The following is a 23,877-nucleotide window of genomic DNA, read 5'->3' as shown; positions in this document are numbered from 1 at the left end:
ATTGCATAAGCCCCTAATTGACTATCCCAGTCTGCATATTGGCTAGGGCTTATATGATAAGCCCCTACGGCAAAAAACGACAGACATTTTATTTTTTACAACAACTACAACTTTTATAACCAATCACATCTTCTCCAACCTGAAATTCAGCATCCCATAATCACCGTACTGCGCCTGTTCAACTCGGATGGTGTGCCTGCCTCTTAGTTTGATAATGGCATCTTTATGATTGTCCTCGTCGTTCTTTAATTTGGCGGGGTCCCAGTTTTCAATAACCAACTTGCCGTCAACGTATAATTTAACAAGCTCAGATGCGCTTATGCCTAAACGGTAAGTGGCAGCAGGCACATTAATTTCGGTTGTTGAAACGGTGGCTATTTTTTGCCTGGCGATGTTTTTGCCGAAGTTTTTACCAAATACATCGGCAAGTAGTTTGCCTGTAGTGGTTTTTGCCGGGGAGCCTCCAATCAGCTTTTTAAATTCGTCTTCATGTTTTAAGGGCTCGTTGGTATCGTCAAAAGCAAACCACTGCATTTGCCATTGGGTGGGCGCATTAAACTCACGATAATGGAATAGATATGGTGCCCCGGCTTTAGATTTTACACCGAAGGGGGAAGTGACCGCCGCGCCGGTATATTCCATTTCAACATCAATATCAGTTAATGAGGCTGTATCTTTTTGAATGGCAAGCTTAGCCGGAAATTCGCCGTTTTGAGCTGAAGGGTTCGAAGCCCCTTTCATTTTAACAATTTTCCATTTGCCGGCCGGGCCCATCATATCTAAATATATTTTGCCGGCGCTATCTGTTTTTTGCCACCAGGCAATGGGGTAGCGGAAATTGTATGGGCCCCATTCGTTCATCATGATGTATTTGCGTCCTTTCGGGAATTTGGAGTTAAAGGTCAGCCCTTTAATCAATCCTTTTGCCCGTTCTGGTTTGTACTTATCATTAATAACCGGTATTATCTGTTCGCCGTTTTTATCAAACAAAACACTGCTGGTTGTCGAATCAAGTTTCTGTGGCATCACGCTGCCTGCTAGCTTGTTGCTGACTATCTTAATATCAACTGTGTTATTAATATTAAACACCTTTTTTACATTGGTGAACACGTTGTCGCTGATGAGATAGTTTACACTGCGGGTATCGCGGTTTTGCAGATAGCCAAAATCCTTTGGTCTTTTCGGGTTCGACCATAGCTCAATGGCAATCTTTTCATCATTAAAGGTGTTTTGGGCAATGGTATTATCCATGCCATGCTCAATAGCAATGGTGGATATATTGCCTGAAAAATCGTTATTGGCGATAACGGTATTGTAGCTGAACCCTGCCCATATCCCGTGCCAGCAGTCGTGAATGATATTGTCGATTATTTGGTTGCGGCTAAACGTAAGCTCAACCCCGTTGGTCGGTGCATACGAGAAATCGTTGGCATAAAGAATATTGTCATTGCAGCCGCCTTGCCCGGTATCCATGGTTGATTGGCCTGCCCACAAAAAGAATCCGTCGCCTGAGTGCGTTACCGAGTTGTTGCCAATTAAATTATTGTTGCATTGCTCAAATGAAAGTATGCCCGCTGAATCCTGACCGCGGTAATAAACGCCATCGCTATAGCCGCGTACATTCCAATCAATACGATTAAACAACACTTTGTTCCAGCTACTGCGATACATTCCGATGCCCACACCCGAGTTGAATGAAAAGTTGCTATCGTGTATTATCCCGTTATTACAACCGGTAAGCATCAGCCCGCATTGCCCGTTGGTAATCGTAGTAGTACCCACAACAAAATTGTCGCAACCTCTCAGGTAAATGCCCGCGCCGTAGCGCAGCCATTCGTCATGTTCATTGTGATGGTAACTTTGCCAGTCGGCAAGGTCTTCGCGGTCGCGGGTACTGTTTAAATGTTGTTTATAGTTATAGCTAAAATCGCTGCCGGATATGGTTAGCCGTTTTATACCGCGCGCTATCAGTCCCACTTTAAAACCTTTTACTGTTAAGTTTTTTATGGTGATGTGGCTGCCGCTTTTTATAATAACGCCGGTACCTTTAAATTTATCCGGGTTTTCGATATCTGTGCTGCCTTCAATTACGGCGCCGTTGAAATCTACGGTGATATTCTCGCCCTCAATAATAACAGGGGCTATCGATAATGAATCAGTACCTTCAAAATGGTAAAGCTGTTTTTTTACGATTACGGAATGTTTGATGATAATTCCTTTATAAAGCGCGATGGTTTTGGTTTGTGCGTACGCCGATTGGATTGTCGAAACGCAAATCAACAAAAAAAGAAAAAAAAGGATATTTTTAAATTGCTTCATGGCGAAAAAATATCCGGCAATTTAAGGTAATCTATCTAATAAACACATTGGGTAAATATCATCTTGGGCCTTTTGACCGCAGGCCTGCGACCTGCGCTGATGAATTGCGGCCCGTTGGGCCTTGAAGATTTTCCTGAATTTAAAGCAAGTTCGATATAAAGGCCTGCTGCTTAATTATCGGCTACTTAGTTCTTTCTAAATTTATTCAAAAAATGAAACATCTGATAATCAACATGTTTCATTGCGTTCCATGTGTTCCGCGTATAAAAATGGAACGCTTTGTGTAAGCACAGCCCTAACAATTACAACTCTTACAACCTAAATCAATCGTAACTATGCCGCTCAACATCATAGTCAGACTGTGCCGAAATAATCTTTTTCTCCTTATCAACATCCCGCTCCAAACGGTGGTCATAAACTTCGTCTATCACCCGTATATGTCGTTCTTTGTCCCTTTCGGCATAATACTCGTCCGCCTCATTGATTTTTGAAACAGCCACATCATAAGCTCCGCGCGGCGACATCAGCTTCACAAACACCGGCAAACATTCAAACAAAATAAACAACCAGCTGATGAATGATTCGGCCAAATAGGTGTCTAAATCCCTTGTCCCGTTTTCGTTGTATGATAATTGCCCCAATGCCCAGTTGCGATCGCTAAAGCCTGCTACGTTTGATAAACTGTCGAGCTGATGCTCGTTAAACAGGCGGGTGTCATTTACCCCTTCATAATCTTTACGGCGGCTCAGGTAATCTTCCATTTTTCCCTGGTTTTCCATTACCGTTTTCAGGCGATCTTCCTTTTCCTGCAATACGGCTTGTTTCCCTTTGGCATAGGTACCATAGCCTACAATGCCCGATGTCTGGTCGTTTTTTTCGCCAAAAACTTCCTGGTTTAACTGCTGGCGCGATTGGGTGATGTCGCTTTCCAGGGAATCCTTTTCCCGTTTTAACTCATTATTTTTACGCAGTTCCATCGCATACTTATCGTTGTAGGTTTTGGTAAGCGTATCTATTTTACGGTGCTGGCCTTTAAGGTAGGCTGTCTTTAGTTTCTGGCGGATTTCCTTATCAAATATTTTCAGTTCAAGCGGGCGCGATATTACAATTCCTATCATTATTGCCAATAAAATACGGGGCGATGCCTGTAATATCTGCTGGTTAGTGGTGCCCGTTTTATCAATGCTTGATACAATGTACCTGTCGAGGTTGAAAATGGCGGTGCCCCATATCAGGCCAAATAAAATGGCGAAAACCCAGGCGGCCGGGTTGCCGGCGAAAACAAAATACATGGCATATCCGCCTGATAGAGAGGCAAATAATGCGGTAAAAAAGATAGTGGCGCCTATGCCTACGTATTTATTATGTTCGAGGGGGTATTTTTTTAAAGTGCCTATATGTGCTCCGGAACAAAACCAGAAAAAACGCGTAACTTTCTTCATCAATAGTATTATCTGTTTGCAAACATATATGAAACGCCGTAAGGCCTTGAATGTTACAAATTGCAGACCTAAATATTTGAAGTATAACAATTACCTTTGGCCATTACAATTATCAAAAACATGAAAGAAATTAGCGTACAGGAACTAAAAGACAAAAAAGATAAAGGCGAAGATTTTCAACTGATTGATGTGCGGGAAGATTTTGAATACGAAATGAGCAACCTCGGCGGATTGTCGATTCCATTGGGCGGCGTTTTAATCGAGAGTGAAAAAATCGCTAAAGACAAACCCGTAGTAGTAATGTGCCGTAGCGGCAAACGAAGTGCTGCAGCCATTATGCAATTGGAGCAGCAGGGTTTTACCAATCTTTATAACCTGCAGGGTGGTATTTTAGCCTGGGCCGACCAGATTGACCCTACTATTAACGTGTACTAACATGGCAGGCAAGTTATTTTTAAATACGCTGTACAATGTTTGCATATTTATATGCTTAATTGCCGGCTATAACTATGGCATTTCCGACAAGCACTACATATATTTATTACCCGCAGCGGCAATTATTGCTATCTTTATAGTGCTTAAGGTCCGGCTTTTAAAAGAAGTAAAAAAGGCTCAAAAAAACCCATAGCTCTCAATTATGCTTATTGCAATTTTAGGTATCATTATGCTTGTAGTAGGCATAGTGCTTAAACGCGGCCCTGAACCAGGCAACCGCTTCGCCGGTACTATTAATAAAGTGGCGGTTTTGGTTATTTTAGTGGGAGTACTTTTATCGTCGATAAAAATAATCGATCCCGGAAAAGTTGGGGTCCAAACACTGTTTGGTAAGGTGCAGGATGGCATTTTAGAAAGCGGCCTGCACGTTATTAATCCATTTGTTGATGTTACTACGTTCAGCATCCAGACTGAAAATTATACAATGAGCGCCAAAACCGGCGAAGGCGCTATCCAGGGCGATGATGCCATCCGGGTTTTATCGTCCGACGGTTTGGAAGTTACCATCGACCTTTCAGTTTTATACAAAGTTATTCCTTCAAAAGCGCCTTATATTTATCAAAATATCGGCGTTAATTACGAGGATAAGATTGTTCGCCCGGTTACCCGCACCTCTATTCGTGATAACGCGGTAAATTATGTAGCTGTGGATCTTTACTCAACCAAGCGCGAAGAGTTCCAGTTTAAAATCAACAAGTCCATCACCGACAATTTTGCCAAAAACGGTTTATCGGTACAGCAAATATTGGTGCGTAATATTACACTGCCAGCAACTGTTAGGGCAAGTATCGAGTCAAAAATACAAGCTGAACAGGAAGCCCAGAAAATGCAGTTTGTGCTACAAAAGGAGCGCCAGGAAGCCGACCGTAAACGCGTGGAGGCCCAGGGTATTGCCGATTATCAAAAGATATTGGCAACAGGCTTAACCGACAAACAACTTCAATACCAATCTATTTTAGCGCAGCGGGATATTGCGTTATCGCCAAATACCAAGATTATTATTATGGGTGGTAAAGGTGGTAACCCGATAATGTTGAGTGATAAGTAGAGCTTTTTTTGATTTAAGCAGATTTGACAACTTTCAAAAAGTTGTCAAATCTTACTCCATATTTTACTTTATCCCGTAATGGTCATTCATCAGCTTCTCAAACAAACCACCCGGTAAAATGCTTTTCAGCGTCGGGGCGATGGTCTGACCAAATGCACCTACCAGGTAACGGTGAGCCGGGCTTGATGATTCAACTATCTGGCAAAGCTTTTTGCCGATAACTTCGGGATTAGCGCCAATGCTCTCGTCTTTCTCCATTGCGGCAACGGCAGTGTTGTATTCCTTTTCCAACATTTCGTTTTTTATCGGGAAAGGAACTTTTTCGCGGTTTTGGGTAAAGTCCGATTTAAAATCACCGGGGTTAATTAGCGTTACTTTAACACCTGTATTGCGCAATTCCATACGCAGGCTTTGCGAGTAACCCTCGATAGCATATTTTGATGCGCTGTACATGCTTTGGTATGGCAAGCCGAATAATCCAGCTAATGAGCTGATATTTACAATCAAGCCGCTTTTTATAGCAATCATATGTGGTAATACGGCACTGCTCACGCGCACTACACCGAAAAAGTTAACTTCAAACTGTTTTTTTGCGCTTTCAACGGGCATGGCATAGGCCGGGCCGGTAACGCCGTTGCCTGCGTTATTTACCAACACGTCAATATGGCCTTCGGCCTTAATGATTTTATCGATGGCGGCGTTTACTGAGGCGTCATCGGTAACATCAAGCTCAATGGGTTTAAATGAAACTGATTTCATGCGTTTTAAATCGCGCGATGAACCATAAACTGTATGGCCCTTTGCCTGTAAAGCAGTTGCACAAGCCAAACCTATGCCGGACGAAGCGCCGGTTACCAAAATTACTTTACCCATTTTATTACTACTTGATATGTTGATTTTTAGTTTAACATCCGGGAAGCTCACCGGAGATGCGTAAAAATGCAAATTAATAAGGAAGTAGAAAAATTGTTTTTTAAAATGACTTGCCAGCGTGTAGGGGTCAAAATATAACTTTTTAAAATATACCTCCGGAGATATTATCAATCAACTAATTATATGTATTTTTAGTAACCCTATTTTAACGTAGCTGATGCCGATATGAATAGTTTAAGATTGATTGTTTTATCACGCTGTTGCCTGAACCTGATAGATGTATGATAAATGAAAAATATCTGAAAGAAATATTTAAATCCTTGCCATCCCCGGTAATGATATTGCTTCCGGATGCCCCGCAATTTTCAATAGTTGATGTAAACGATGCCTATCTGAAATTGAAAGAATTTACACGCGAAGAGTGCATAGGCAAAGGGTTTTTCGAGGTTTTTTACAGCAACAGGTATTATGAGATACCCGGATGGACGGAATCGCTTGAAAAAGTAATAGCCCTGAATAAACCTGATAAAATTCCGCTCCGGAAATATGAGATACCCGGTAATGATGGCCGGGATAGGGAGACAAGGTATTGGGAGATAGATCATATCCCCATTGTAAACGATAATAACAAAGTTATATTTATTGTTCGCACCATTACCGATTTAACGCACGACATTAACGCACGCAAAAAGTCGGAGCAATCCTTAACGGAGTCGCGCAACCAATTTTATTCGCTGCTGCAAACTATTGAGGGGATAGTTTGGGAGGCCGATGCCACCACCCTGCAGTTTACCTTTGTAAGCGATCACGCAAAACAAATCCTGGGATTTTCGCCTGAGGAATGGCTGGGGCAGCCCAGCTTTTGGGAAAACCATATTCACCCCGGCGACAGGGACGAAGTTTTGAACTATTACAACACAAAGTCGCGGGGTGCAAAAAGCTATTCGTTTGAATACCGGATGGTGAAAGCAGACGGCGGCACCGTTTGGATAAAGGATATTGTTTCGGTAATAAAAGAAGGCACAAAACAAAAATGGCTGCGGGGACTGATGCTGGACATAACTGCAAGCAAGCGCCTCAGCAGTCTCGAGAATTTAGAGAAAAACGTTTTGGAGCTAAATTCAAAAAACACGGCACCGGTACAGGAAATACTTGCCTATTACCTTAGGGGAATTGAGGCGCTGTTCCCGCAGATGCTTTGTTCTATCCTGCAGGTTAAAAACAACCGGCTGCATAATTGGGCATCGCCATCGCTGCCGACGCGATATATCGAAGCGATAGAAAATCTCCCCATAAATGAAAATGTAGGTTCATGCGGTACTGCTGCTTACCTGGGAAAAAAAGTAATAGTTAGCGATATTGCAACCGACCCGCGCTGGGCAGACTATAAGGAACTGGCGCTTGCCCATGATTTACGGGCCTGCTGGTCGTATCCGGTTATTAATTCGGACCGTAAAGTTATGGCAACATTGGGCATGTATTACAACGAGCCTAAAAAGCCTGATGAGGAAGAACTGAAGGTTATTGAACGGGTTACGGCTATCCTGAAAATTATACTGGAGAACAGGGAAAATGCCGAAATAATAGCTGAAACCAGCCTATTAATGACGCAAAGCCAAGAACTGGCGCATTTCGGCAACTGGCACTGGGATGTTCAGAATAACGTGGTAAGCTGGTCGGACAGCCTTTATGCCATTTACGGTTTAAATAAAACCAATTTTAAAGCAACGTTTGAGGGATACCAGGAAATGCTTCATCCCGACGACCGGCAGCGTGTGTATAATACCATTGCTAATGTCCTGCAAACCAAAAACGACGTTGAGTTTGAGGAACGTATAATACGACCCGGCGGAGAGATTCGGCACTTAAAATCATGGGGTAAATTAAAGTGCAACGATAACGGAGCCCCCCTTGAAATGATAGGCGCCTGCCTCGACATTACCGAAAGTAAAACTACGCGCGAAGAATTAGAGGCCAGCGAAGGACGTTTAAGGACACTTGCCGACTCGCAAACCAATTATGTTATCAGGTTGGGGCTCGACGGTAAATACACCTATTTTAACAAAAAGTATATCGAGGACTTTGACTGGATTTTAAAAGATAAAAAGCCTAGCGATACCGATGCATCATTAACCGTGCAGCTATACCATCATCAATTGGTGAAGGATATTATGGACAAATGCGTTAAAAACCCAAACAAGGTTTACCAGGTAGAAATTGATAAACTGCAGCAGGACGGCGGTGTAAAACCAACGCTCTGGCACTTTATTGGCCTCACCAATTCAAAGGGTGAAACGGTTGAGGTGCAATGCATCGGGTTAGATATTACGGACCTTAAAAATGCACAAAAAGCCCTGAGAATAAGTAACGAGCGTTTTGAGTATGTAAACAAAGCAACCAACGATGCAATTTTCGACTGGAACATACTTACCGGCACTGTAAAATGGGGCAATGGCTTTTTCAGGCTTTTTGGCTTCGACATCAGGGAACACTATACCTACGACACCTGGTTGCAGCAAGTGCACCCCGACGATAAAATTAAAACCCAGGGAAGTTTACAAGCTACCTTGCAAGATGCTACGCAAGGCAATTGGAGCGTTGAATACCGATTTATGAAAGCGGATGGCGAGTATGCTTACGTTGAGGGCAATGGCTATATTATACGGGATGCCAAGGGCAGCGGCATCAGGATGATTGGTGTAATAAGGGATATAACTGAGCGGCTAAACTACATCACCGCCGTTGAAAAACAAAATGAAAAGCTGCGGGAGATAGCCTGGATGCAATCGCACGTGGTAAGAGCGCCGCTCACAAAAATTATAGGCCTGGCCGACTTGATAAAAGATTTTCCCAATAATAACGAAGAGGAAAACCAGCTTTTAGAACACCTGTTAACCTGTGCGTATGAGTTGGACAATATTATAAGAGACATATCGAAAAAAACAGAACATATTGATCTGAATGTGGCGCAACAATAACGCAGGCCTTAGGTATTTGCAGGAGTTATTGCTGTTTGTCTAACCCATCGTTATTCACTACCACGCGGTTAAGCGGCAGGCTCTCAGGGTAATTGTCCTTTATAAACTTTATCAGTTGCTCGCGTATATAACATCGCAAATCAAACGCCTGCGACGAGTTGTGGGCGCTAACCAAAACTCTTAGTTCAATACAGTTAACCTTTGCATCGGTTACCTGTATGCCGTGCACGCGCTTGTCCCATAATTCGGTGGTGGCTAACAGGCGTTCAAACTCTACACGCAGGGCATCAACAGGCGTGTTATAATCCAGGTACAAAAAAACAGTCCCCAATATTTCTGACGAAGTGCGGGTCCAGTTTTGGAAGGGTTTTTCGATAAAATAGTTGATGGGTAAAATCAAACGGCGCTGATCCCAAATCTTAAGCACCACGTAAGTAAGGGTGATATCCTCCACCCGGCCCCACTCGCCTTCAACTACCAAAACATCATCAATACGAATGGGCTGTGTAAAGGCAATCTGGAAACCGGCCAGCAAATTACCAAGCGACTTTTGCGCGGCAAAACCTATAATAATGCCGCCGATACCTACGCCGGTAAGCAAGCCGGCGCCAATTTTGCGTACATTATCAAAACTGAGCAGTATAATGGCAATGGTTATAAACACAATCAGGGTACCCAGCACTTTGCGGATAAACTGAATCTGGGTGCGTATTTTCCGTTCTCTAAGGTTGTCTTCTTTATTTAGATCGTAAGCGTGATAAACGTAATCCTCAAAGACATTCATCGCACTCATTAATAGTATAGCAAACGAAATAATCAACGCTATTTCAACAGTACGCGTTAATATAAGGTCGTACCTGGGTGTTAATACCATCAGCGGCTCCATCAAATTCAGCATAAAAAGCGGCACAAAGTGGTTCATGGGCCTGCTAAAATTTTTAACGGCACTCAAAAAAAGCGAGTAGTCGGTATGCTTTTTATTGTAATTGAGTATGGTCTTAATAATAAACTTTACAGCAAGACCAATCACCACTGCCGATATCACAATAATTAAATTCCAGGCCCATGGGTTAAACCGGCCCGACCAATCTTCAACATAGTTTTTCATAAATAAAGCCACCTTAGTGCACAACACAACGTATCTAAATTTGTTGGCTGTGTAAACCTGTTTATGTTAATAGGCGTAAATTAAGGTATTGAAAAAAAAATTATAATTAAGGTTACATTATATGTTTGTACGGCTACTAAGTATAAAAAGCACGGTTTTTGGTGTGATTTAAATCATTTTGTAATTAAACGGCGTTCAGTACCTTGCGGAGTTAAATATGTGGGAGATTAAAATGCGGCAGCGATTATTGTTTTTATTGTTTTGCCTGGTAATGGGCATTGGGTTTTCCTGCAAAAAGGATAAGTCAAATCCGCCCGTCAAGGTGGTGCCGGTCAATAAGCCTAAATTATATGCCGACACGGTATTGTTCGTGCAGGCATCGGGAGTACTGGTGCACCCCGTTAATACAGCTGCCGGCGGTTATACCAGTACGCCCGACGGTTTGCAGCTTGATGCAGTTACCGGCGACATTGACGTGAACAATAGCGAAACCGGCCTTAAATATAAAGTCACCTTTACCCCGGCAGACGGCAGCGCGATTAAAACATCGTTTATAATTATCTCAGGGATAAATTACCTCGATAAAATATACAACCTTGCCGCGGGCGACAGCATTGCCACCCCGGTGTACAATGCCGATAACACACTCGCTATTCCCGATGCAGGCAACGGCTCGGCGTTTGATGAAAACGGAGGCTGCGGAAAAGCGGGAATAGTGGTCGACGCCGGTAACGCAAAAATAAACCTCGCAAAATCTGTACGTAACCAGGGCATTGATACCGGCGCAACCCAGGAGGTTAAACTGGTATACCACATTAACGACGGCAGCAACAAAGCACCAAATGGCCTCGATGTGAAGATTTACTTCTACCGCACCGCAGCCGAAATTCCCCAGTATTTAACCGATTTGCTGAACGCCCGCAAAGGCATGGTTTATGGCGATGCACTTGCTCCAATGACATCGCTGGCTCTTTCTGCCTCACCAGTGGCGTTTGCAAAGGCAAAACCTACCCGCACCAGGCCGCCTTGTATCATTGTGGTAAGCAGGTAACGTTATTTCGCACAGATCTGCGGGCATGGGTTAAATGTGGCACAACGCTATCCGTTTTTTGAATATATTTATCCATGCGTTTTGGGTATTATTTGATCTGCATTTTTTTCGGCCTGTTATTTTGCCTGCGACCATGCATCGCCCAAAAACAAACGCATCCTTATAAACAGCTTTATAACGATGCCGACAAGCTCTCTAATACAGCTCACCCATCCGATAAAACAGATGCCGAGGCATTAGGGAACTTTTTTAAGGTCATCGCTATTTTAGAAAAATCGGATGCCGATAATGCTTTCCTTCTAAAAACCTATGTTACTACCGGCGTTTACCTGCAGGTTTTAAGCAGGGACAAGGAAGCCATCTTGAATTTTAAAAAAGCATTCAACCTAAAAAGCAAACTGCCAGCATTAAAGGACTCTGTTTTATTTGAACCATTAGTGTATTGTGGCAACAGCTATTACCGTTTTGACAAGCTGGACAGCGCCGAATATTTTTATAGGAAAGCCGAGGTTATTGCCGAAAAATATCCCGCAGTAAACCAGGTTGAACGACTGTACAACACACTTGGGGTAATTGCCTATGCTACCGGCAACTACAACAAAAGCATTACCTATTACGAAAAGGCGGCATTGACCCTGCAAAGGCATGCCACCCCCGACAAGTTGTTGCTGGTAACCTATAGAAACAACCTTGCCCTTGCCTATAGAAGGTTAAGGCGATACCCCGAAGCGCTGACTATTTACAAAACATTACTCCCTTACAATATCGAAAAGGATAAGCTACTACATAATATAGGCTCGGTTTACCTGGCCATGGGGCAAAGCGGACAAGCAGTCAGCTTTTTAAAGCAGGTGCATTACGAAAACGTAAAACTTTATAACGACCTCGGCCGGGCCTCCTACATGCAAAACGATTATGGCCAGGCGCTAAACTACCTAATGCAAGCGGCCGCGTTAAATACAAAAACAAGCGGCAACCATAAAAGCACCGACTACAGCATCACCCTAAAATACACCGGCGATGTTTGGTTGCAAAAACGGCAACCCGGCAAAGCGCTAACTTTTTACCAGCAGGCAATTGAAAATTTATTGTTTGATTTTAATAAGCCGGATATTTATACCAGCCCTGTCGATTTTAACAGCGCATTTAATACCGTTGAACTGATGGATGCCCTGCTGGCAAAGGCGGGGGCGTTTAATATGCTTTACGAAAAAAGTGCCGGCGTTAAAAACCTGGACGCAGCGTTGCAAACCTACACGGCCTTCTACAAGCTGGCCGACCACGTTGCCCGCTTTTACGAAACCGACGAGGCCCGGTTAGTAGTAAGCGACAAAAAATACGCCTCGCACCTGCAGCCAATCGATATTTGTTTGCAACTGTATGGCCTCACCAAAGACAGAAAATATATGGAGCAAGCTTTTGTTTTTGACGAGGAAAACAAAGCCAACTCACTATCCATTTACCTGGAAGAATCGAAACTAAAAGCTAACAGTGGCGTGCCTGCTGCTTTATTAACCCAGGAAAGTCGCCTCAAGGAAGACATTACCCGCACATCGTTGAAAGCAGCCGGGGTGACGGAAAGTGCTACCCTAACCAAACTCAAAACCAGCATTAACGACGATGCCATCCGCCTGATTAAAGTTCAGCAAAAAATTGAGACGCAAACCGGTTTAAGCAGCAATAAGTTTAGCAGGCAAATCATCAGCATACAGGCGTTGCAGCAGGTGATCCCTAAAAACAGTGCCGTGCTATCGTACCATGTAGGGAATAAAAACATCCTATGTTTTTTAATAACCGCTAACAATTTTGATTTTTTTACGACACCCATTACCAGGGATTTTCCAGCCTCGATAACAACCATTTACCAGCAAGCCCAACTTCACGATGGCGGCAACGACCGGCAGTTAAAAAGCGTTGCGCAATACCTATACCGGCAATTGTTGCAACCCGCGGGGGCCTATCTTGATGGCGTTAAACAACTGGTCATCATTCCCGATGACCAGCTGAACTACCTGCCGTTTGAAATATTAACGAACGATAAGGGCGAAAACCTGCTTAATAATTATAGCATCGCCTATAACTATTCGTGCGCAATACTAAAAAACGGCAGCGGTAATATAACGACTACGTCTGGCAGTAGGCTTGGCATGGCACCTTTTGATGTAAAAGCTAATGCTGAATGGGCGCAATTGCCGGCATCGGCACAGGAAATAAAAGCGCTTGGTGGCACAGAGTTATTTGGAACGAAAGCAACCAAGCAGGCTTTTTTAACAGGCGCACACAATTACGGGTTAATACACCTGGCTACACATGCTTATGCAAATGACAGGAAACCCGACAGCTCTTTCATTGTATTTTACCCCGGTGCTCAACCGGCTATCAATTACAAACTTTACCAGCCCGAAATTTACAATTTAAAGCTTGATAAGACCCGGCTGGTGGTGCTAAGTGCCTGCGAAAGCGGCGTGGGTGAACTTGTGAAAGGCGAGGGCCTGATGAGCCTGTCGCGGGCTTTCTCATATGCGGGCTGCGACAATATCATCACCTCGATGTGGAAGGCAGATGACTTGTCGACTGCTTATATTTCGGGCAGGCTGCACCGTTATTTGCAAAAAGGATACACTATAACAGAAGCCCTGCAGCAGGCACGATTGGATTATTTGGAAGACGATGCCATATCGCCGGCAAAAAAGACACCCGGCTACTGGGCCCACCTGCGGCTGATTGGGGGCTTTGAAAAACCTACACAAAGTTACGCCTGGCTTATATGGCTACTGGCTATTTTTAGCGCCGGGATTATAATTGCCATAACAATAAAAAACCGGGACCGCATACAGCGGCCCCGGTTATAACATCAATAGAACCCCCTAATCCCTATCCATCGCTTCCATGACTACCACTGCCGCCATGTCCGTTGTCGTCGCCACCGGCATGCTCGTGTTCACCCTCAAATTCGTTTTCGCCTGCGCTGGCAACATTGGCTTTAATTTTATTAAATATTGCGCTGTTTGATGTGCTGCTGATAATAATTTTACCCGATGTTTGGGTGGCAGCACCTAAATCAGTAACGGTTATGCCTGCCAGTACCTTATCAAGGTGAAGCTTGATTATCGATTTAAGATCGGTTGTTTTGTCGACAAACACATTGTTGGCCTCTGCTTTTAATTCGAAACTTTCGTTTACGTCAATCTCAACCGGAACCACCGTGCCGTCAGGAGCGGTAAAACTGCCCTGTACTGATAGTGGCAGCGCTGCGCCCGATTTTACAAACTCAAGCTTAACCTCAATTTGTTTGTAAGTACCGGTATCGATAGTGGTGCCTACCAGTGCAGGACTAATAGCAAACAGGTCGACATTAGTAAGGCCGCGTGCCGAAATTTCGGTTTTTACACCACCTTTAACGGCTTCAAATTTAAACTGGCTGATGTTAGCAACACCTGCTGTCCAGGTTATTGCAGCAGCCGCAGTGCCTGGTGCGGCACTGGCAAACGATTTATCTGCCGATACGCCAAACGAAATTTTTGCGCCCGAAGTAGTTGATGGGGCAAGGCCGTCTTTTTTGCAGCTATATAAGCCAACTACGGCAGCTAACGCTAATGTTAGTGTGATGCTGTTTTTGATTTTTGTAATTTTCATAATTTCTATGTTTTTATCTTTAGTAGCCGCGGGTAAAAACATTGTAACCACTGATGTGAAATTTTATTTAATATTTTTTTGATCGAGGATTTTTTGGGTAAATAGCATCTGAGTGAAAGGTTGGCGAACAAGTAACCCGCACAAGAAATGAATGGTCTGTAATTGTTGTTTTTAGACTAATAGATATGTTTCCCCAGGCGGGAGCTGGAAAACATGTCCATACGATGTGGACTGCGGAGAGGCATAGAGTATACCTGTTAATAGCAAAGACCCATACCGAATTGCTTGTTTAAAGCACTCAAAACTACTAATCCCCCGACTTAAAAATCAATATATCAACTTTAATTAAAGTCCAGCGGGTTACTTTGCTGTGGTACAAATGGTCGGTATCGTCATGTATTCTCACCAGCAACGGTTTTGCTTTGGCAGGCTGGCCATTTTGGATGTATGCATCGGCTAAATAATATTCGGCATCATCTTTATATGCGGCTCCCTGGTTGGCTAACACAGCACTAAACGCTGTGATTGCCTTTGCCGGCTGGTGATTTCCCAGATAAGCCTGTGCTGCTAAAAACTGCTCTTTCACAGTTGGCGCTGCTGTTTTTTCAAAAGCAGTAATCGTTCCTTTAAAATCATTATTGATATAGGCAGCTTCCACTGCCGATTTTGATGCTTCACCGCGTTCGGCACTAACCGTGTAGGGCTGGTAATTATCCTTTGCAAAACCAGCAGGGGTAGTAGTGGTATATTGGTAAGCGCCATATAGCAGCCCGCCAATAAACAATGCGGCAGCTATTTTTAATACAGTGCGGAAAAGCGGAACTACTTTGCCCCGGCCCTGTACTGCAGATTCATTACGCAACTCGGTCATCATGGTTTGGTGTACGGCGGCAACCTGCTGCTTTAACCCGTAATGCATTATAGCGATACGGGCCAGGTCCATGTTGTCAAGCTCGGCCTGCAGCGCCGGGTTGGCGGCCAGTTCACTTTCGAAATTGCGCAGTTCCTGCCCGGTCAATTCGCCGTCAAGGTACTGTACAATTTTTTCTCCGGGTTGTTCGCTATTGTCCATATGCCAATGCACTTTTAAATCGTTGGGCCAATGCAGGGTCTGCGGCCAGCATTTGTTCCAGGTTTTTTATACACTTATATTTTTTGTTCCGCAGAACTTGTTCATTCTCGTAATTAACCAACAGTAATATTTCCTTCATTGGTAAATCATTATAATAATAGGCAACCAGTATTTTTTTGCAGATGTCGCCAAGCTTATCCATCATCGCCATTACCATCCCTTTTGCTTCGCGCTCAACCAGCAAATGGCTCACGTCCTTTTCGTCGGCATCGCTTTCACTATCATACTTTTCTTCGCGGGCACTTGCCCTGTTTCGTCTCTTTAGTTCATTTAGCCAGGTAAAGCGGTTAAGGCTGAACAGGAATGTCTTCACACCCGCTTCGCCCCGGAATTTATCCTTCTTCACTATTTCAATAAAGGCTACAACAACCTCCTGGAAAATGTCTTCAGCATCCTGTTCCGAACCCTGGTTTTGCCTTATGTAATTGCTCAGCAAGCCGTAATAGCCCCGGTACAAAAACCGGATGACCTCGTCGGTTGCATGTTTATTTCTAAGCGTTTCGATTAACTCCGCATCGGAGAAACTCACAACGGCTTTCTTCATATGGCTGTTACGGTTATTAGTAAATGCCAGACCGACATTTGTAACCAATGTAGGTTTTTTTGTTTGAATATTATAAAAAACCGGGTAGGGCGGAGAATGCTCATTAAAACCTGGCGGCGTAATATTTGCAATTTATTTAAAGGCCGGCCCCCGCATCACCCGCCAATGCGTTCCATTTTTCCACATGGAACACCCGGAACGCTGTGAAACATGCTCATTATCAGGGCTTCCAATTTTTGATAGATTTATATCGACGGAGGGAACAGCGCAATAAAATATTTTTTGTCCCCGCAGGGTCTGTCAGCGACGACCCTGCCCCGCCTTTGTGGGAACCGAAAATCCGCCAACGCGTTCCATTTTCCCACGTGGAACACCCGGAACGCTATAAAATATGCTCATTATCAGATAATTGCATTTTAAACAATATACAAGTAGCTGATAATCTGAATATAAATCATCCAATCGGCAACGTCACCACAAGCGCCGCTCCTTCACCCGCTGTACTAATTACCTCGATATTCCCCCCATGGCCCTTCACCACTATATCATAACTTAACGACAGGCCCAGCCCCGTGCCGTCGCCTGTTGGCTTGGTGGTAAAAAACGGCTGCATTATTTTGTTTTTAATGGCATCGGGTATGCCGTTACCGTTGTCGCGTACTGTTATAGTTACTGCTTCTGCTCTGCCATTAGGGGGTTGGAGGACCGTAATTATCTCAACTTTTGGCTTGTAACCCGGGCCGGCTGTTAGCTGCTTTTGTTGTACAGCATAAAATGCATTGTTATATAAGTTCAGCAAAACACGGCCAATATCCTGACCTATGATATTTATTTCGGGCAGATCGGGTGCAAAATTGGTTACAAGGTCGGCATTAAATGTTTTGTCTTTGGCGCGGAGGCCGTGATAGGCCAGGCGCAAGTATTCGTTTGCGAGCGCATTTATATTTGTAGGTCTTCGTTCGCCGCTGTTGTTGCGAGAGTGCTGCAGCATGTTTTTCACAATGGCATCGGCGCGTTTGCCGTGGTGGCCTATTTTCTCCAGGTTCTGCCTGATGTCGGCCGCTATGCTGATGGCATCTTCCTGTTCGCCGTTTTTCAGGTCGGCTTCCATCTCTTCCAAAAGCTCAATGCTTACTTCCGAAAAATTATTCACAAAGTTCAGCGGGTTCTGTATCTCGTGCGCTATGCCGGCCGTAAGCTCGCCCAGCGAGGCCATTTTCTCCGATTGGATGAGCTGTGTTTGCGTGCTCTGCAACTTGCTTACCGTTTCCACCAATTGGTCCCGTTGCGAAGTAATTTCTTCCTGCTTTGCCTGCAGCTCTTCGTTGGCTTCGCTAAGCTGCCCGGTACGTTTAGCTATCCTTTGCTCCAATATTTTGTTTACGGCTATCAGCCTCCGCGATCTGTATGCGATAAACCCTGATATTGCCGCTGCTGTAATAATCGCGTAACCCAGCCATGCCCACCAACGCAGCCACCAGGCTGTTTCAATTATTATGGTATAGCTGGCCCCGGTATTGTTCCACACGCCGTCGCTGTTGGCTGCTTTTACCCGGAAGGTATAGGTGCCGGGCCCGAGGTTATTGTAAGTTACCCAGCGCTGCGTCCGGGCCTCAATCCAGTTGTTATCGAAGCCGTCAAGCCGGTAGGCGTACTTATTTTTCGCCGGGTTTACAAAATGCAGCGCCACGTAGTTAAAAGTAACCTGGTTATTGTTGTAGGCAAGTGTGGCAGTATCAGCCGCAAATGCATTTACCAGGTGTTCGCTTTTTTCCTTTTTAGGGTTACTGTAAACTACACTTTCAATCTGTACCAGCGGTGGCACGGTGTTGATCTTAATATCGTCGGGGTTGAAGGTAAGCAGGCTGTTGAACATCAAAAAGATAAACCTGCCGCCGGGCTCAGTGGCCAGCTTTACCGGCACTTCCAGCGGGATATTATCCGCAACGGTATAACCCTTTAACCGGCCGGTTTTGTAATTGAATTTGATAAGGCCCCTTTGGCTGCCTATCCATAAGTTGCCGCTTCTGTCTTCTGCAACAGACCTTATTTGATTCTCCAGTATGCCCTGTTCGTCTTTTATTTGTTTTACCAGCTTTTGCAAGCGTCTGTCAAAAAGCCAAAAACCGTTGTCGAGCGTTCCCAGCCAAAAATTTCCGGCCTTATCCTCATACATTTTGTTAACGTCGCTAAACACCCGGCCCTGCAGTGCCGGCGAAACAAGCACCTGCCTTTTAGCCACGTTAACCGCACCCAGGCCAAATTTTGAATTAGACAGCCATACCGTGCCTGCCCCATCCTGGTAAATCTCCGAAGAATTGATAAACGAAAGGCTGTCAGGCTTTATTTTTTTCCCCGACAGGCTTACATACGCGTACTGTTCAAACTTAGTGGTGATAATATCAAAACGATAAAAATTTCCTTTGTCGGTTATCATCCATATGTTCGATTGCCGGTCTTTATAAATCGCTCTCGTGCCCGCGTTACAGGGGATAGCAATAGTTTTAATTTTGCCGTTTGGGGAGTACATATTCCATCCCTTTTCGTCTATGTAGCAAAGTGTTCCGTCTGCCAAAACAATTGTGTTGCTAATACTTGCATCTTTGTTTTTGCCGGGTGGCGTAATCTTTGTAAAATGGTTTTTGATGCCATCCCATTCAAAAAGGCCGCCCTGGCTGGCTATCCAATATCCGCCGCCCGCCTTAGCTGCTATGTCTGTAGTATTTTCGGGGTAGCTGTTTGGCTGGTCCGGATTGTTCTTCATGCCCGAAAAGGCCACGTGCAGCGTCTCAATCCTGTCCACACCGTATTCATCCATGCCCACCCACTTTACCCCGGCCCTGTCTATAAAAACCTTTAAAACATGTTTATGGCCCAGTGCATAGGGGTCGCTTTGGTTGGCCGTGTAGCGGTGGTACAAACCGGTAGCCGGGTCAAGGCTAAGTAGTCCGGCACTGGTAGCAATCCAAAAAACATTATCGCTGTCAACAGTTAAATCTCTTATTCCCTGGTCCTTTACAAGCGCATCATTAGCCGGATAGGGGTAGTCTGTTTTTTGGTGGGATGTTTTGTCGTATAAAAACAGCCCTTTATCAGTCATTAGTACAAGCCGTCCTTTTTTATCCAGGGGTACCGGTAAACTGCCGTTCACTACTGCGCCAGGCAAAGTAGCATAGGGTTTTAAGGCCCCGGTTTGCATATTATACCCGTAAAGGGTAACTGTTGTGTCTTTCTTGGTTTTTGCTAAAAACCACGTCACCATGTCGCCCTGCTGCTCACGGAACACCTGCTGCACAACTAACTGTTTAAGGGAGTCTTTTTGGACCAGGTGCCCGGCAAACCTGTTTTCACGATAGTCGTAAGTGTACAACCCGTTTTTTGTACCCAGTATAAAGTCACCTCCAGGCAATCGGTAGAAACATTGAAGCCCTGTTGGTAACAAATGATTTTTGTCCTGTTTCGGATAAAATTTCCTGGTCTTGCCGGTCAAAGGATCATATCGTTCTGCCGCAAGTATGCCCCCATTTTCAACATAATATATCCACAGGTTAGCGTATTTGTCGCTAAAGGTTAGGGGGGCGTATACTCCCTTTGCACTTTGGTTCTTTCCTATTCTAACAAGTACCATCGAATCCAGCTTTGCATCATACCGGAAAATGTTTCCGCCATAAGTGCCTGTAACAAGCCGTTTTTTGCCATCCAGGAACATTGCGCTGGGTACGTTGTCGAACGAGTTTTTGTCGCTGGTTGTATTTAACTGGTATATTTTTGCGCGAAAGCCATCGAAACGGGTCAGTCCATTTTGTGTGCTTAACCAAATGTATCCCTTATCATCCTGTAATATGTCCCCTACAGCCTCCGATGGCAGGCCGTTGCGCATATTCAAATGCTCGAAACCGATCTTTTGCGATTGGGCGAATGATATCGCCCCGAAAAATAGCAGCACAATTAACAGTGAAAATGTTTTCATTTAAATTGGTTAACAGGAAAATATATTATAGATATTATTATTGCCGGATGCGCACAAATAAACTTTTAGCGATGTATGCCTTATTTATACTGCATTATTAGGGTTTAAATGCAGTATATAATATATTATAGTTTATTTTATGAAAGATATTAAATAAATTGGGAAATGGCAATATGGGATAAGGGAGATAAATAAAAGCGTGGCGCGCAACTCTGCTTATTTACCGTTGCAACTGCAAAACCGACAAAATATAACCTATATTAGTCTTATACTTTTGCTTATCACTTCTTTAAAAACCGCTCATTACTAAACAGTATTTTTATGACAGCATCAAAAATATCTCCTTTTGTGCGTTCCGGCAACGCAGCGTTAGCCTTATGGCAATCAGTTGTGGCCAATGTTTCCAGGGCCGAGGTGAGCCGCTGCACCGAAGAAGCCCTCACCCCCGGGGAAATCCACGCGCAGGCGCTGCTGCATAAGATGGTGCTGGGCACCAATATTTTTGTCGACAGGAAGAACAGGGCCGTTCCCGACGTTGCTTTTGAAGAGTTCAACCGCGCCATAGCAACGGCCCCCAACAATAGCCACGAGGCTTTAACAAACGGCTACCTTTCCCAATTTTATTTTAATGCGGTGATGGCGGTATTGGAAAAAAGGGACGCTTCCGTGCCAGCGCACCCGCCGGAGTTCCCGGAAAGCGATTATGCGTATGTACACTGGGTAAAGGCGGCTTTAGACTGGCTGGCCCACCGCACCAACCCTTTCGAGCCAGCTTCGCCTTATATCGACTGGCAAAAATCAGGGCAAGATATCAATACCTTCGGCGTGATAACCATCCCCGAAAATGCCAGGATTGCGTTAATCGGCGACTTTGGCACCGGGCTTCCGGATGCTACAATTATGCTGATGGCGCTGATCAAAGAGCTTCAGCCCCATTTCATCATCCACCTGGGCGACATTTATTATTCCGGCACCGAGGCCGAATGTGAAGTTTACACGCAGGTTTTTAGTGATGCTTTCACCAGGCTGGGTATTTCGCCGATACCGGTGTTTTCCATCCCGGGTAATCACGAATATTTATCAGAGGGCCTGGGCTTTTTTAAGCACGTAATCGGCATGAACGCCACTAATAACCTGGGTAATTACAATCAGCAAGCCAGCTATTTTTGTTTGCGGACAGCCGAAAACAACTGGCAGCTTTTAGGCATGGATACCGGTGTAAATTCTGTTGAGGGCAATGTGTTCACCATCCTCACCAACGCCTATCCGCCGGCGCTGCAGCCCAGCGAAGTATTATGGCATGCCAATAAGCTGGATAACTTTGGCGGCAAAACTATCCTGCTATCGCACCACCAGCTGTTTTCTGCCTCGGCGGTTATTGATAGTAAAACCAAAACTTATATCAACCCGCACCTGCAGGCGGCCTTTTCCAAATACTATAAAAAGGTGGTAGCCTGGTTTTGGGGCCACGAGCATATCCTGGGCATTTTTGCCGACGATACCAATCAAACCGGGCTTGCAAAAGGCCGGCTGGTAGGCAATAGCGGCTACGAAGAATGGGGAGGAGAAGATGCATACAACACAGTAGCAAACCCAACCTATCCGTATTTAAGCCCCATTGTAAAAGTAGATACGGACGCCGTTACCTGGAAATCAAAAACGTACCAGTTTTATGAACATGGCTTTGCGCTGGTACAGCTACAGGGAGCTGCGGCCACCGTAGAGTATTACCAATACCCGGTAATGGTGCCGGATGCAGCTATCCCTGCGCCAGGGCAGTTGCAGCCGTTGAAAAAGATAGATTTTTCAGAGAGTTTGTAGATTTGCGGGGGCGATGGGGTAGCTGCTGGGTTACTTGCCGCTTTATTACCGGTCAGCGGGCCACAAGACGTGAGTCTTGCGGCGGCAAAAAAAAGAGATGTTTGCGGCAGCGGAGGAGGAGATAATTCAAATAATTTTAACAACTTGCAGCTCCATTTAACACAAAGTTAAATTTGGGAATATTTCGCCCGGTGTTATGAAACAAAATTTTTTTGCAGTTTTATTTTTTTCAGCAATTTTACTTTTGGGCTGCAGTAAGAGCAGCTCAACAAAGCCTGTAAACAGTAACAAGGTTTACCTGCTTAAATCAAGTACTTCTGTAACTGCTAACGGGTTGCTAACTGTTACTAATCAATATAGTTACGACGAGAAAAACCGGGTTACAGAATTAAAGGTTTCTGTAGGTAATCGATACAAATACACATATGACGACAATAACAATCTGGCTACCGTAGTTACGTACAATGAAAACGATATTCTGCAAACAAGCGATAAGTACGTTTACACTGGTAATGTTATTACAGTAAATAGTAGCACCCCCGATCCTGGTATAACTAACACCTATTCCTTTACGCTCAGTTCTCAGAAGCAGGTAGTATCATCTTCGCTTGAGGGAAGTCAACAGTTTACGTATGACGCAATTGGTAACCTGGCCGGATATGCGCAATGTTGTGTTTTAAAGCAATCGGATACCTATCAATATGATGATAAAAAACATCCGTTGTCAATGATAGGGGCCAGAAATTTTAGTTTGATGTTTCTAATGGGAACTCCGGTGAGTTTCATAAACAATGTTACCAAAGACGTGGGTCTTGGCGCTATTACAACTTATGTTTATAATAGCGATGGATTTCCAACAAGCAGTATCGTAACTAATAGTGACCGAACCGGCAATCCATCTACAACTTTTCAGTATTTAATTAAATAGACTCCTGTTACCCATTTTCCGCTACCACCCAGCCATGTCGTGCGCGTTTAGGTAGCACGTTTACCAGCAAGCGGACTATTTGAATGTAAAATCTATACTATTAAGATTATTATTGATTAGCTGCTGGGTTACTTTCCGCTTTATTACCTGTCAGCGGGCCACAAGACGTGAGTCTTGCGGCAGCGAAAAAAAAAGCTTGCGGGAGCGGGGGGCAACCTGACAAAAATTTAATCACAACTCAAAAATTTAAAGTATCCATACCACCAAAGTCCACAGAAACCATAATTTGTAAAAACATAGAGTCCTCTTTTGCAACTACACCAACTATTGTAATCAGTATGATTGTTTATTCTGATGGAACTTACGAAGGAAACGATGCTGGACTGTATAGTAGTTACAAGGAGGGTTTGGAAAAAGATGCAATACGGAAAAATCTTTCAACCCAATTTAAAAATAAGCCATAGATGGATAATGTCCTAAACCATGTACAGGTCAGCATCAGGCTTATGTTACTAAATGATCGTTAGTCGAG

At 44.2% G+C, this 23,877-nt stretch carries 16 protein-coding genes; 8 read left to right on the top strand and 8 right to left on the bottom strand.

What is annotated here, in order from left to right:
• Positions 1-123: 123 nt before the first annotated feature.
• Together Q0R52_RS24485 and Q0R52_RS24480 are read right to left on the bottom strand one after the other, a co-directional pair.
• Positions 124-2,319 (bottom strand): right-handed parallel beta-helix repeat-containing protein, encoded by a 2,196-nt coding sequence (locus Q0R52_RS24485; protein ID WP_295799912.1) that lies wholly within the window; start codon positions 2,317-2,319, stop codon positions 124-126.
• Between the two features lie 323 nt (positions 2,320-2,642).
• Complete coding sequence (locus Q0R52_RS24480; RefSeq protein ID WP_295799909.1) at positions 2,643-3,761, bottom strand: DUF4407 domain-containing protein; 1,119 nt, start codon at positions 3,759-3,761, stop codon at positions 2,643-2,645.
• 120 nt (positions 3,762-3,881) lie between these two features.
• Between Q0R52_RS24480 and Q0R52_RS24475 the strand changes: the two genes are divergently transcribed.
• From Q0R52_RS24475 to Q0R52_RS24470, 3 genes are read left to right on the top strand one after another with little or no spacing between them, the layout of a single operon-like run.
• Positions 3,882-4,196, top strand: coding sequence for a rhodanese-like domain-containing protein (locus tag Q0R52_RS24475; RefSeq protein WP_252790066.1), 315 nt, complete (start codon positions 3,882-3,884; stop codon positions 4,194-4,196).
• 1 nt (position 4,197) lies between these two features.
• The gene (locus Q0R52_RS29400) at positions 4,198-4,389 is read left to right on the top strand and encodes a DUF6358 family protein (RefSeq protein ID WP_252790065.1); all 192 of its coding nucleotides are present in this window, start codon (positions 4,198-4,200) and stop codon (positions 4,387-4,389) included.
• A 9-nt stretch (positions 4,390-4,398) separates the two neighbouring features.
• Complete coding sequence (locus tag Q0R52_RS24470; RefSeq protein ID WP_295799906.1) at positions 4,399-5,304, top strand: prohibitin family protein; 906 nt, start codon at positions 4,399-4,401, stop codon at positions 5,302-5,304.
• A 63-nt stretch (positions 5,305-5,367) separates the two neighbouring features.
• Here Q0R52_RS24470 and Q0R52_RS24465 read toward each other — a convergent pair whose 3' ends face one another.
• Entirely contained in the window at positions 5,368-6,177 is an 810-nt protein-coding gene (locus Q0R52_RS24465) for an SDR family oxidoreductase (protein ID WP_295799904.1), read from the bottom strand.
• Between the two features lie 281 nt (positions 6,178-6,458).
• On the opposite strand from Q0R52_RS24465, the gene Q0R52_RS24460 reads away from it, so the two are divergent.
• A complete protein-coding gene (locus Q0R52_RS24460; RefSeq protein ID WP_295799901.1) occupies positions 6,459-9,155 on the top strand; it encodes a PAS domain-containing protein in 2,697 nt (898 codons plus the stop codon).
• Positions 9,156-9,180: 25 nt separating this feature from the next.
• Here the strand turns inward: Q0R52_RS24460 and Q0R52_RS24455 are convergent, their stop codons facing one another.
• Positions 9,181-10,263 (bottom strand): mechanosensitive ion channel domain-containing protein, encoded by a 1,083-nt coding sequence (locus Q0R52_RS24455; RefSeq protein ID WP_295799898.1) that lies wholly within the window; start codon positions 10,261-10,263, stop codon positions 9,181-9,183.
• A 217-nt stretch (positions 10,264-10,480) separates the two neighbouring features.
• Here Q0R52_RS24455 and Q0R52_RS24450 point away from each other — a divergent pair, with 217 nt between their 5' ends.
• Complete coding sequence (locus Q0R52_RS24450) at positions 10,481-11,314, top strand: hypothetical protein (RefSeq protein WP_295799895.1); 834 nt, start codon at positions 10,481-10,483, stop codon at positions 11,312-11,314.
• Positions 11,315-11,388: 74 nt separating this feature from the next.
• Entirely contained in the window at positions 11,389-14,166 is a 2,778-nt protein-coding gene (locus Q0R52_RS24445; protein ID WP_295799893.1) for a CHAT domain-containing protein, read from the top strand.
• 22 nt (positions 14,167-14,188) lie between these two features.
• Here Q0R52_RS24445 and Q0R52_RS24440 read toward each other — a convergent pair whose 3' ends face one another.
• From Q0R52_RS24440 to Q0R52_RS24425, 4 genes are all read right to left on the bottom strand, one after another.
• Positions 14,189-14,950, bottom strand: a complete 762-nt coding sequence (locus tag Q0R52_RS24440) for a hypothetical protein (protein WP_295799890.1) — start codon at positions 14,948-14,950, stop codon at positions 14,189-14,191.
• A gap of 307 nt (positions 14,951-15,257) precedes the next feature.
• A complete protein-coding gene (locus tag Q0R52_RS24435) occupies positions 15,258-16,022 on the bottom strand; it encodes a tetratricopeptide repeat protein (protein ID WP_295799887.1) in 765 nt (254 codons plus the stop codon).
• A complete protein-coding gene (locus tag Q0R52_RS24430; RefSeq protein ID WP_295799884.1) occupies positions 16,012-16,626 on the bottom strand; it encodes a sigma-70 family RNA polymerase sigma factor in 615 nt (204 codons plus the stop codon). The genes Q0R52_RS24435 and Q0R52_RS24430 overlap by 11 nt, the downstream gene beginning before the upstream one ends.
• Before the next feature lie 454 nt (positions 16,627-17,080).
• Positions 17,081-20,596: a triple tyrosine motif-containing protein gene (locus tag Q0R52_RS24425; RefSeq protein WP_295799882.1), complete on the bottom strand. Its 3,516-nt coding sequence runs from the start codon at positions 20,594-20,596 to the stop codon at positions 17,081-17,083.
• Between the two features lie 321 nt (positions 20,597-20,917).
• On the opposite strand from Q0R52_RS24425, the gene Q0R52_RS24420 reads away from it, so the two are divergent.
• Positions 20,918-22,417 carry a metallophosphoesterase gene (locus Q0R52_RS24420; protein WP_295799879.1) on the top strand — a complete coding sequence of 500 codons (1,500 nt, stop codon included), beginning with the start codon at positions 20,918-20,920 and terminating at the stop codon, positions 22,415-22,417.
• A gap of 196 nt (positions 22,418-22,613) precedes the next feature.
• The gene (locus tag Q0R52_RS24415) at positions 22,614-23,345 is read left to right on the top strand and encodes a hypothetical protein (protein WP_295799876.1); all 732 of its coding nucleotides are present in this window, start codon (positions 22,614-22,616) and stop codon (positions 23,343-23,345) included.
• The last annotated feature ends 532 nt before the right edge of the window (positions 23,346-23,877 follow it).

Source organism: Mucilaginibacter sp., from assembly GCF_025359345.1.
Taxonomy (GTDB): Bacteria; Bacteroidota; Bacteroidia; order Sphingobacteriales; family Sphingobacteriaceae; genus Mucilaginibacter.
The sequence above is the reverse complement of the archived record's forward strand: the minus strand, read 5'-3'. Positions and strand labels throughout refer to the sequence as shown.